General features: G+C 64.2%; 10 protein-coding genes. 5 read left to right on the top strand and 5 right to left on the bottom strand.

The features are described 5' to 3' along the window. The first annotated feature begins 18 nt into the window (after positions 1–18). Entirely contained in the window at positions 19–2,280 is a 2,262-nt protein-coding gene (locus LT988_RS18270) for a patatin-like phospholipase family protein (protein ID WP_232406949.1), read from the top strand. On the opposite strand, the gene LT988_RS18265 is transcribed toward LT988_RS18270, so the two are convergent. From LT988_RS18265 to LT988_RS18250, 4 genes are all read right to left on the bottom strand, one after another. Further along, a complete protein-coding gene (locus LT988_RS18265; RefSeq protein WP_232406948.1) occupies positions 2,277–2,738 on the bottom strand; it encodes a hydrogenase maturation protease in 462 nt (153 codons plus the stop codon). The two genes, LT988_RS18270 and LT988_RS18265, sit on opposite strands and share 4 nt — an antisense overlap. Positions 2,739–2,764: 26 nt before the next feature. After that, positions 2,765–4,000 carry an organoarsenical effux MFS transporter ArsJ gene (gene arsJ / locus LT988_RS18260; protein ID WP_232406947.1) on the bottom strand — a complete coding sequence of 412 codons (1,236 nt, stop codon included), beginning with the start codon at positions 3,998–4,000 and terminating at the stop codon, positions 2,765–2,767. A gap of 136 nt (positions 4,001–4,136) precedes the next feature. After that, positions 4,137–5,138 (bottom strand): ArsJ-associated glyceraldehyde-3-phosphate dehydrogenase, encoded by a 1,002-nt coding sequence (locus LT988_RS18255; RefSeq protein ID WP_232406946.1) that lies wholly within the window; start codon positions 5,136–5,138, stop codon positions 4,137–4,139. A 134-nt stretch (positions 5,139–5,272) separates the two neighbouring features. Further along, positions 5,273–5,638 carry a metalloregulator ArsR/SmtB family transcription factor gene (locus LT988_RS18250; protein ID WP_232406945.1) on the bottom strand — a complete coding sequence of 122 codons (366 nt, stop codon included), beginning with the start codon at positions 5,636–5,638 and terminating at the stop codon, positions 5,273–5,275. Between the two features lie 314 nt (positions 5,639–5,952). Here LT988_RS18250 and LT988_RS18245 point away from each other — a divergent pair, with 314 nt between their 5' ends. After that, positions 5,953–7,236 (top strand): amylo-alpha-1,6-glucosidase, encoded by a 1,284-nt coding sequence (locus LT988_RS18245; RefSeq protein ID WP_232406944.1) that lies wholly within the window; start codon positions 5,953–5,955, stop codon positions 7,234–7,236. Positions 7,237–7,501: 265 nt separating this feature from the next. Here the strand turns inward: LT988_RS18245 and LT988_RS18240 are convergent, their stop codons facing one another. After that, positions 7,502–8,008 (bottom strand): LEA type 2 family protein, encoded by a 507-nt coding sequence (locus LT988_RS18240; protein ID WP_232406943.1) that lies wholly within the window; start codon positions 8,006–8,008, stop codon positions 7,502–7,504. A 172-nt stretch (positions 8,009–8,180) separates the two neighbouring features. On the opposite strand from LT988_RS18240, the gene LT988_RS18235 reads away from it, so the two are divergent. The 3 genes from LT988_RS18235 to LT988_RS18225 all read left to right on the top strand — a co-directional run bounded on the left by LT988_RS18235 (position 8,181) and on the right by LT988_RS18225 (position 11,384). After that, positions 8,181–9,302, top strand: coding sequence for an anthranilate phosphoribosyltransferase (locus LT988_RS18235; RefSeq protein ID WP_232406942.1), 1,122 nt, complete (start codon positions 8,181–8,183; stop codon positions 9,300–9,302). Between the two features lie 10 nt (positions 9,303–9,312). After that, positions 9,313–9,627 carry a non-heme iron oxygenase ferredoxin subunit gene (locus LT988_RS18230; RefSeq protein WP_232406941.1) on the top strand — a complete coding sequence of 105 codons (315 nt, stop codon included), beginning with the start codon at positions 9,313–9,315 and terminating at the stop codon, positions 9,625–9,627. A gap of 599 nt (positions 9,628–10,226) precedes the next feature. Beyond that, on the top strand, positions 10,227–11,384 hold the full coding sequence (locus LT988_RS18225; protein ID WP_232406940.1) for a DUF3611 family protein: 1,158 nt from the start codon (positions 10,227–10,229) through the stop codon (positions 11,382–11,384). Positions 11,385–11,393: the final 9 nt, after the last annotated feature.

Here is an 11,393-nt window from a genome sequence, read left to right as displayed (position 1 = left end):
ACGTATCGCTTTTGATCGATGAGGAACGACATCGTGCGCGTGCGTGCTTTCAAGCATCCGCTTCGACTGGCCCTGCTGCTGGTCCCCTTGCTGGGCCTTCTGATTCCCGCCCCCCCCTCGCAGGCCGCAGGACGACCGACGATCGGCCTCGCGCTCTCGGGCGGCGGGGCACGCGGCGCGGCCCACGTCGGGGTTCTGAGGGTCATCGAGCAGATGGGGATCCCGGTCGACTATGTCGCAGGCACCTCGATGGGCGCCGTCGTGGGCGGGCTCTACGCCATGGGCATGTCGCCGGACGAGATCGAGGCGACCATCGAGGAGATCGACTGGACCGCGATCTTTCAAGACGAGCCGCCGCGCCAGGATCGGCGTATCCAACGCAAGCTCGACGACAACGATTTCCTGTTCAACGCCAGACCCGGGGTCAACGAGGAGAAGCGCGAGGTGAATCTCGTCCCGGCCCTGATCCAAGGCCATCGACTCGACCTCGCGCTGCGCCGCTACACGCTTCCCGCAAGATCGATTCATGATTTCGACGATTTGAAGATTCCCTTCCGCGCGGTCGCCACGGACGCCGTGACGGGGGCGGCGGTGATCCTGGGCAGCGGCGATCTCGCGACCTCGATCCGTGCCAGTATGGCGGTTCCCGCGGCCTTCGCTCCGGTCGAGATCGGCGATCAGCTCCTCATCGACGGCGGCTTGGTCATGAATCTTCCGGTCAGCGTGGTGCGCGAGATGGGCGCAGACATCATCATCGCCGTGGATGTCGGCGGACCGCGGCGCGATCGCGAAGAGATCAACGACGTGCTCGAGATGCTCGACCAGGTCATGGGCCTCGTCACCTGGCGCAATACTCAAGAGCAGATCGCCAAGCTGCACGGACGCGACGTTCTCGTCACGCCACCGTTGGGGCGCGTCGTCACGGCGGCAGACTTCAACAAGATGCTCGAGGCGATCGCGATCGGCGAGCGCGGTGCTCGTGAACAAGAGGTTGCGCTGTCCGCGCTCGAGATCCCGACAGCCCGCTATGCGGCTTATCTGCAGCGGCAACGTCTCACAAGCAAACCCATGCCGATTATCGATCGCGTGCGTGTGGAGAATCGTTCGCGACTGGCCGACGCGCTGATCACCGAACGTCTGGATGTGCCGCTCGGGCAGCCGCTGAACCCGGATGCCCTGGAGGCGCAGATCGACCGCGTCTTCGATCAGGACAATTTCGAATCTGTCCACTATCGCGTCGAAGAGACCGAAGACGACGAGACCGAGCTGGTCATTACCGCCACCGAGAAGTCATGGGGTACAAGCTCCCTGCAGTTCGGCATCGAGCTGTCCTCCGCGTCCGGGGGCGACTCGCAATTCAACGTCGGCGCGGCCTATACGATGGCGCCGGTCAACGCGCTGAACGCCGAGTGGCGGACCTTCTTGCAGGCCGGCGAGGAGCCCGGCCTGACGACCGAATTTTATCAGCCGCTCGATCCGCTGGAGCGCTGGTATGTCGAGGCGACCGCCGGCTATTTCACCGAGAGTCTGACCCTGTTCGAACCGGAGACATCGGATAACCCGACGGCCAAATATCTGATCTCGCGCGTCGGCGGCTCGCTCGAAGGCGGCCGTAATTTCGGCGACTGGGGACGGCTTGGGTTGAGATACAGGCGCTACGCGGGCGATGCCGACCTGCGTTACGGCGACCCCGGCATGCAGGGGTACGGGTTCGACGAAGGCTCGCTCGATCTCACCTTCTATCTCGACACCCTCGACAGCGCCAACTTCCCGCGTCGCGGGTGGGTGGGCACAGCCTTCGCATTGACCTCCCGGACCGATATCGGAGCATCCGAGGACTACGATCAGGCCGGTTTCAGCATCGTGAACGCCCAAAGCTGGGGGAAGAACACGCTCCTGACCGGCATCAGGATGGCCGGCAGCTTCGGCGGGCAGGAGCCGGCTCAGTCCTTCTACCGGCTGGGCGGTTTCCTGAACCTTTCAGGCTTCAACCAGGACGAGCTCTCGGGCGGAAACCTCGGGCTCGCGCGTGCCGTCTACATGCGCAGCCTCACCACCGGACTCGTCAACACCTACGCCGGGGCCTCGCTGGAGGCGGGCAACGTCTGGGACCAACGCTCGGATATCGGATTCGACACTCTGCGCGTCAGCAGCAGTCTCTTCCTGGGCGCCGACACCTTCATCGGTCCCATCTACCTCGGATACGGTTATGCCGACGGCGGATTCGGGGCCCTTTACCTGATGCTCGGTCGACCCTGGGGCACGCGAGGAAACGACTAATCCTGGCCTCCGCCGACCCCGCCGTAACGCAACAGCCGGGTTAGAAAGCGCACGGCCCGGTCGAGATTGGCCGATGCAGCTTCGCTCAAGGGTGCGCCGAGCGCGAACCCGTAACCGCGTATCGCCAGCAGTCGGGCCGGCGGGGGCGTTTCTCCGGTAACCTGTCGAAACAGGGTCAGCAAGGTGCCCGGAGCAAGTGCATGCGTGCTGAACGACACCTCCGGACTCGGGGGCAGCGGAAGGAAGGCGAATGGCTCCGGGCCGCTGAGGGCCGCATCGACGAAGATGACACGCGCGCAACCTTGAAGGTCGATGACATGCTCGATCTGAAGCTGAAAATCGGTCAGGGTCGCGATGCCGCGCCGCGCGAGGTCGGGGTCCAAGCTCAGGCGATCGATCAGGAGCGGACCGAGCGCGTCATCCCCGCGCGAGGGATTCCCGCAAGCGAGAATCAGCACTCGGCCAGCTCCCGATGGGGATGACATCAGGCGGGAACCGCCGCCGGCTTGGTCTCGCAAACCTCGGGCAGGCGCAGCGAGAGTACGAAGGCGGCGAGCGCAAAGGCGCTCGACCACCATAGACAACCTTCGATGCCCTGCGTCTGATAGACCAGACCCGAGAGCACTGTCCCCGCGAGCCGCCCGCCGGCATTCGCCATGTAATAGAACCCGACGCTCATCGAGACCTTCTCGAAGTCCGAGTAGGCCAGGATCAGATAGGAATGCACCGCCGAGTTGATGGCGAAGAACACGCCGAACAGCATCAGACCGGCGATCAGCACCTCGCCCGGCGGCCAGCCTTGGTGAAGCGCGAAGGCCATGCCCGCGGGCACGGTCGCCAGCAACAAGGCCCAACGCCGCGCGGTGCGACCGCCCGGATGACGCCGAGCCGCCTGACGGGACCGCCCGAGGTGCAACAGACGCGGGGCTGCGGCCTGCACCATCCCGTAACCGATCACCCACGCCGCCATGAAGGTGCCGACCCGGGTGAAGCTCCAGCCCAGGACCGAATAGAGAAACACCGGCAGACCGACCACAAACCAGACATCACGCGCGCCGAAGAGAAAGAAGCGCGCCGCCGAGAGCCAGTTGATCGCCGGCGTGTTGGAGAAGACCTGTGTGAACTTGGGCTTGGACGCCATGCGACCGACGCCTGAGGGCAGCAGGATCGCGGTCACGATCAGCACGACCGCGAGCATCCCGGCGAGCGCCGCCAAGGCACCGCGAAATCCGATCAGCTCGAGCAGCGCCGCGCCGATGAAGAATCCGGCACCCTTCAGCGCGTTCTTCGAGCCGGTGAGAACGGCGACATATTTGAACAGCCGCGACTCGCCGCCCGCCCCGACCAGGGTCTTCACCGTCGCCTTGGCCGACATCTTGTTCAGGTCCTTGGCGATTCCCGACATCGCCTGGGCAACCATCACATACGCCACGCTCAGCCAAGCATCCGGCACCGTCAGCATGACGAGCGCCATCACCTGCAACCCCATGCCGATGTGCATGGTCAGGTTCAGCCCGATGCGCGCACCGAGCCAGCCTCCGACCAGATTGGTGACGATGCCGAAGACCTCGTAGAAGAGAAACAACATCGCCACCTCGAACGGCGAATAGCCGAGCAGGTGGAAATAAAGCACCACCAGCATCCGGATCGCCCCGTCGGTGACGGTAAAGGCCCAATAGCCGGCAGTGACGGTCAGATAGTTACGCGTCTCGGTGTCCATGGCACTCCGGGGGCTCGCTCGCGGCAAGACAAGCCAACCCATTTATCCGACAAGGCGATAGGGTGGACGAGCGAGAGCGAAGTCCACCGAAGCCGGCACCTGCGCTGGTGGACTGCGCTGAGCTTGTCCTGACTGTCTAAAGCCCCTCCCCCAACATCTGCGCAATGTCCACCATCCGATTCACATAGCCCCATTCGTTGTCGTACCAAGCCAACACCTTCACCTGCGTCTCGTCGATAACCAGGGTGGAGAGCGCGTCGATGATCGACGAACGCGGGTCGTCCTTGTAATCGACCGAGACCAGCGGACGCTCCTCGTAGCCCAGGATCCCCGACAGCTCGCCCTCCGACGCGGCCTTGAAGTGCGCGTTGACCTCCTCGGCCGTCACCGCCCGGGCGGCCTCGAACACGAAGTCGGTCAGCGAGGCATTGAGGAGGGGCACGCGCACGGCCAGACCGTTCAATTTGCCCGTGAGCTCCGGAAAGATCTTGGTGATGGCCTTCGCCGACCCGGTGCTGGTCGGGATCAACGACTGGCCGCAGGCACGCGCGCGGCGCAGATCCTTGTGCCCGAGATCGACGATCCGCTGGGTGTTGGTGATGTCGTGGATGGTCGTCATGGTGCCGTGGCGGACCCCGATCCGCTCGTGCATGATTTTCACCACAGGCGCCAGACAATTGGTCGTGCAGGAGGCCGCCGTGACCAAATGGTGCTCGTCCGGGTCGTAGAGGTGATGGTTGACGCCGTAGACGATGTTCAGGGCACCGTCCGTCGGTGCCGCGACCAAGATCTTCTTGACCCCTTGATCGAAGTAGCCCCTCAGCGTCTCGGGCTTCTTGTGGTGCTTGCCGGTCGCCTCGATGACGATGTCGCAGTCCGACCAATCGGTGTCGGCCAAGGCCGGGTTGCGGCTGTAGGCGATCGACCGGTCGTCGATCCGGATCGCGTCGCCCTCGCCCGCGCACTCAGCCCCCCACACGCCGTGAACCGAGTCGAATTTCAGCAGATGCGCCGATCCGGCGGCATCCGCCGCGATCTCGTTGATGCGGACAAGCTCAAGCCCGTCCCGACCCCAGGCCGCGCGCAGACCCAGTCGCCCCATTCGGCCGAAGCCGTTGATCCCGATACGTATGCTCATCCTCTCTCCGATTCCGAATCGAACGCACAGGAGCGTCCGTTGATTGACCGCAACAAAGAGTGGAACCCCTTTGGTGTGCGCGCCGGCCCGACAGCGTCATGCCCTTGACGGACCGCGAGCAGCGAGACACCCGATCAGGCGCAGCGGGGCATACCCGGCCGGTTCGGCATCTCGGCCAGCACCCGATCGTCCTCGACGAAGGGCCGCTCGCCGCACACCGCGTCGAACGTCTCGTGCAGCACCGCCGCAACCCAATCCGGAAGCGCCGGACTCACGCGATAGAAGATCCACAACCCCTCGCGTCGATCCGTGACCAGACCCAGCTCACGCAGCTGCGCGAGATGCCTGGACACATGCGGCTGAACCGCCCCGATGGCATGTGTCAGCTCGCAGACACAAAGCTCGGGGTGGCGCATCAGCAGGACCAAGCAACGCAAGCGCGTCTCGTGAGCCAGTGCGGCGAAGAAATCGGTCGGTTGAATCGTCACGGCCGAGAACATACCCCGAAACGAATATGAGGCAAAATGAAGATTTGATGACGCATGAGGCGCAAGGCCGGCCCGGCGTGCGCGGGCCGCGGCGCCTGCCGCGTGATGGTACTCAACAACGAAAACACTATACTCGTCATGTGGCTGGAATAACCGCCGCCTGTTGTTTGTGCTGGAAATTCTGCCGCCGATGAGCGGCATTGGGTTTTCCAGCGGCCTGGTCACCGTTCAACCGCCGGATCTCGATGCAACCACCGGATCCAGGATGACGATCTGCCGGACACATCGGCATCCGACCTGCCGCGAGAGTTTGGGGGGATTGACAGATGCCGGATCAGCCGTTCGATAACTCTCCGAGCGCGGAACAAGCGGTCGCCGAGGGCTTGGAGCGCGCAATGGCGCTACTGCATGCCTGCAGCACCGCCCACGGCTTCGTAGCCTCCCCCAGCGCCGGTCAGAATTATCACCGCATCTGGGGGCGAGACGGCGTCATCATCGCCTTGGCCGCTTTGCAGACGCACGACGGCGAATTGCGCGAAACCGCGCGTCGGACCCTGCAGACCCTGGCGACCTACCAGGGTCCGCACGGCGAGATTCCGAGCAACGTCGATCCCGGCACAAAGCGCATCAGTTACGGCGGCACCACAGGTCGCGTCGATGCCGATCTGTGGTTTGTCATCGGCTGCGGGGAATACTGGCGGGCAACCGGCGACGACGCCTTCCTGGAACGGCTTCTGCCGGTGATCGAGCGCGTGCGATTCCTGCTCGGTGCCTGGGAGTTCAACGCCCGGGGTCTGCTTTACATTCCGCTGACCGGCGACTGGGCCGATGAGTATCTGCACAACGGCTATGTGCTCTACGACCAGTTGCTGTACCTGCAGGCGCAGCGCACCCTCGCTCGCATCCATGCGGCCGTGCATGGCTCACCCGATCATGTCCTGCAAGATCAGACCGGGCGCCTGCTGCACCTGATCCGCGCCAATTACTGGTTCGACGGCGAAGGCATACCCGATGATGCCTACCATGAGGTGCTGTATCGCAAGGGGTTGCAGGCGGCCCCGCACTGCGGCGGACAGCATTGGATGGCGTCCTTCTCGCCCAGCGGATACGGCTACCGTTTCGACGCCTTTGCCAATGTGCTCGCCTCGCTGTTCGACGTCGCCGACGACACCCAGCGCGCCCGTGTCGACGCCTTCATCGGCGAGCAAACCGCCGACTATGAGCTGCCCTTACTGCCCGCCTTCCACCCGGTCATCGAGCCCGTGGACGAAGACTGGGAGAGTCTGCAAGTGATGTTTTCCTACAGTTTCAAGAACAGGCCCTACGAGTTTCACAACGGCGGCCTGTGGCCCGTCGTCACGGGCTTCTACGTCGCCGACCTGGCGCGACGCCAGCGCTTCGACGAGGCGCGCCGTTATCTCCACGGCATACACCGCGCCAACGCGCTGGTGATGGAGAGCGAAGCCTGGGCCTTTCCCGAGTACGTTCACGGCAGGAAGTTCACGCCCGGCGGCACCCGCCATCAGGGCTGGAGCGCCGCCGCAGCCATCATCGGTCACCACGCCGTGCAGGGCCGAGGCCCGTTTCGAATCGATGCCCATGTCGGCTGATACTGCACGCCGCGCGGCACCGAGGTCGGTCGCCGGACCAAGCGAACGATGCGGACCCTGGTCTTTGACGACCCGATCGTCGAGCGAGATCTCAACAGATATCCCACAGTTGACCGCTTCGTGCCGAATGCAAAGGGTTGACAATGTTGGTCACCTGACGCCTCAGGCGCCGGATGATAGCCCTTCCGGCAGAACCCCGGTGCCTTCGGTGCAGCGCGTCGACGCATGGTGCCCGAAGGCGGAGGACAGGTCGTGCGGGAATCGGCTAGAACGCTGCACCCGACAACAAATCACCCGGCGCAATCGTGCCGCTGCGCCGATAGGGCACGGGCAAACGTACACCGCCGGCATCCACGTAGGCGATTCCGCTGACCGTCCAGGCGAGCGTGTCCTTGGCGAGCAACAATCCCGGCAAGCTCGGCATCAAGCCCAGCAGGTTGCTGTTGACCTCGACGTCGACCTGCTCGGTCCCGCCCGCCGGGATCAACCGGGCAAGCTCGCTCGCGCCGTCGGCGAGATCCTGACCCTCGACCTGGACCCGATAGCTCAATGCTTTGATCGGAAGAGCGCGATCGTTGGGGTTCGTCACACCCAGATTGACGAGGAAGGACTGGCGATCGAGCCCGACGAGCTTCGGCTGCACGCCGAGCAACGCGACCTCGGGCGCCGTCCAAGACGCCGTCAGACCGGCACAACCGGCGGCGAGGTATACAACGAGCAGAACCGGGCTGCCGAATAGGGCACACCAGGGCAAACGCAGGGAATGGTCCATGTGTGTCGACTCCGAGTGGTGAACGGCCGTATCTTGCACCATCCCGTCGCGTTCACGCGCGTTGAGATCCGACGCCCGAGCCACCAGAATGCCCGGCACGTCGAGAAGTCTCGGTTCGAGCGCGGCATCCGTCGCACGGCACCGAAAAACAGCCAGGTCCCGGAGGACAATCATGAGTAGTCAGGCCAGCGTATCGAGCGACGCCAAGACCCAGATGCGCTCCATCATCCAGCGCATCGCAACCGGTCCGGAGCTCTCCAAGGACATCTCCACGGAGGAGGCCCGGATCGGCATGAGCGCCATCCTGGACAACGCGGTCGACCCGGTGCAGGCCGGCATCTTTCTGATCGCCTTGCGGATGAAGCGCGAGACCGACGACGAGGTCAAGGGCATCCTGGACGCGGTCCGAGAGGCCACGGGGCATGTCGTTGCGAACGTCGACGACGTCGTCGACATCGCCGATCCCTACGACGGCTACAACCGCTGCCTGCCGGCGTCGCCTTTCCTGATGCCCGTACTCGCCGAGTGCGGTGTCCCGGCGATCAGTCACGGTGCACATGCGGTCGGGCCCAAGTTCGGCGTGACCCACCGCCATATCCTGGACGCGGCCGGTGTGCCGGTCGACCTCTCGCCGGTCGAGGCGGCGGAGCGACTGGCCGATCCCGCGCTCGGCTGGAGCTATGTCGACCAACGCGCCTTCTGCGCCCCGCTGCACAACCTGGTCGATCTGCGCTCCACCATCGTCAAGCGTCAGGCCATCACCACGGTTGAGGTCTTGGCCCGGCCGATCCATGGACGCAAGCACACCCATCTGGTCACGGGGTACGTCCACAAGCCTTATCCGCGCATCTACGCCATGTTGGCACGGCATGCCGGTTTTCATTCGGCCCTTCTGATCCGCGGTGTGGAGGGCGGCGTCATCCCTTCGCTGCGCCAGAAGGGCACCTGCTTCAACTATCAGCAGATGTCGGAGGAACAGTCGTTCGAGGTCGATCCGGCCGACCTGGGGATCGCCCAGTCGGTACGCGCCGTCCCCTTGCCGGAGGATCTGCCCCAAACCACCCGACCGGGCGACGAGATCGCCGTGGCGGTCGATGTGCTGGCCACCGCGCAGGTTGCGGCTGAGGCGGGCATCGCCGCCTTGGAAGGCGCGCAAGGTCCGACCTACGACAGCTTGGTGTTCGCGGGCGCGCTGATCCTCTGGCATCTCGGGCGGGAAGACTCCCTGGAGGTCGCCGCGGACCGCATCCGCGATGTACTGGATTCGGGCAAGGCGGCGAAACGGGTGCGTTGAGGAGATGCCGATGGACAAACCTTTTGTCGCCGTCGCCGGCACGGACCAGATCGCGCCCGGCAAGTTTCTGAAGGTCGTCGTGGACAACCAGGCGTATATCGTCGCCAACGTCGACGGGCGCTTTTATGCCGTCGAAGACAACTGCAGCCACGAGGACTATCCGCTCTCCTACGGCTGTCTCGACGGGGATCGAATCAAGTGCTCGCTGCACGGCAGCCGCTTCAGCCTCGCCACCGGCGAGCCGATGGACGAGCCGGCGGACGAGCCGATTCGGACCTATCGACTCGTCGTCGCGGAGGGGCAGATCTGGATCGATCCGAGCTGAACCGCGTCAGGGGTGATGCGTGTGACGGCGAGGTGCTTTCTCACTCGCCGCTCACTTGAAAAACCGTCGGGACGCGGTTCAGGAGGTTGAGGGAAGAGGTGTCAGGCGATTTGCGAGAATCGGCATCCCGACTGCGCATACCCTGACGGCATCCAGCCCCTAACGTCGCAAGTCTCGAGCAACCCCTGGCGGAACTTTTCCTTTGTCGTTGTCGTTATCGTTATCGGATTCCGGACGACAACGACAACGACAACGAGCAGAGCCTTCGAACGCTTTTCTTGGTTCCGCTCCGCCGGTAGATCCTTTCCCGGAACTCACCTTAAAGCGCGCCCGGTGCCGTATGCGTCATGTGTTGGGCCTGGCCGGGCCAGCTCCGACGACCGTCGGCACTGTCGCGATTGAAAGGCTTGGTGCGAGTGCGCGGCTTGACCCGGTGGGCGCGCTCGGCATTGCCCGTTCAGTGCAGTGCATCGACTGGAAAAAACCCGCCGTAGGTACATACTCAATAGGTACGCACTCAAACAGTGTAGAGGCGCGGCTCGAACCGCCCTTCCAGCTCCGCCCGCGCCGTCGCCCCGATTGGCCTGAGGAGTATACCCATGATGTATTGGATCGTTGCACTGCTGGCACTGGCCGAGCTCGGTATCGGATGGTCGTTCACCTCCTTTGCGGAGGGTGCGCCGAACGCGGAGCTTGTCTCGCTGATTCATATCGCGGTCGGCATCGTCCTCGCCGCGCTGGTCATCATCGTTCCGATCCGGCGGCTCTTCTCCCGGTCCCCGGAGTATCCGGCTGCCCGCCCGCATTGGCTCCAGATCTCGTTGCGGGTCTCGGAGTCGCTGCTGTTCATCCTGCTCCTCGTCAGCGCGCTGACCGGCTACCTGGCTTGGGCCTTCAGTGGAGGGTCGGTGCCGAGCTGGACCCAGTGGCTGCCGTCTTCGGTCCCGATCGGCCAACACGTGGACGCGCTGTTCAACCGTTGGCATGAGATCGCGGCCATCGCGGTGACGGTACCGATCCTCGCGACGCTGCTGCTGCTCACGTGGGGTGCGCTCAGGGGCCACCGGATGCCGCACCTGATTCCACGCCACCGGCGGGTGCTGGTGCCGCACGAGGCATCGTCGGAGGCCGCACCGGGCAAGGGGCCGGAGCCAGAGCCGGAACCGGACCCGGCTCTGCTGGACAAGGGTCGGGCGCTCGCGCGACACCTGAAGATCTTCGGCGCCATCGCGTTCTGGGTGCAGCTCTGTCTGGGCCTGATCGCCGCGCTGCTGCTGGTCGTCACCACCTCGAGCAGCTATTACGAGGAGCACCTGCCGACAATGCCCTACGGCTTCTCCTGGGCCGAAGGTCTCGTCTGGGCCTATCTATCGCTTGGCGTGCTGACACTGACCGTCATCGGCTTCTATTCCTGCATCCTGCTCGCGCGCTCATTGAGGCACGGCGAGACGCCGGAGGCCGGCGGAACGACTGCGAAGCGGCTGATCTCGACCATCAATTTTTCCAGCGCGTTGGGGCTGACGCTGGCGATCCTTGGCACCGCCTTCAGCATCGCACTGCTGATCTCGAAGACCGTCTCCCAACCGCCGGGCATTGCGATCACCGACCCTCAGGCCATTGTTCGCGCAGTCGACGTCTTCGTCCTGCTGGCGAACTTCGACATCGTTGTCGCGCACTTTATCGGCATCCTGGTCTGTCTGTGGTTCTTGAATCGCCTGCACCATTTCGGCTGGTGGCCGACACCGAGCAGCGCATGAGCTCAGGGC

The sequence above is a fragment of the Thiocapsa bogorovii genome (assembly GCF_021228795.1).
Taxonomy (GTDB): Bacteria; Pseudomonadota; Gammaproteobacteria; order Chromatiales; family Chromatiaceae; genus Thiocapsa; species Thiocapsa bogorovii.
Note: the sequence above shows the minus strand (reverse complement) of the source record. Positions and strands in the feature narration are given on the sequence as shown.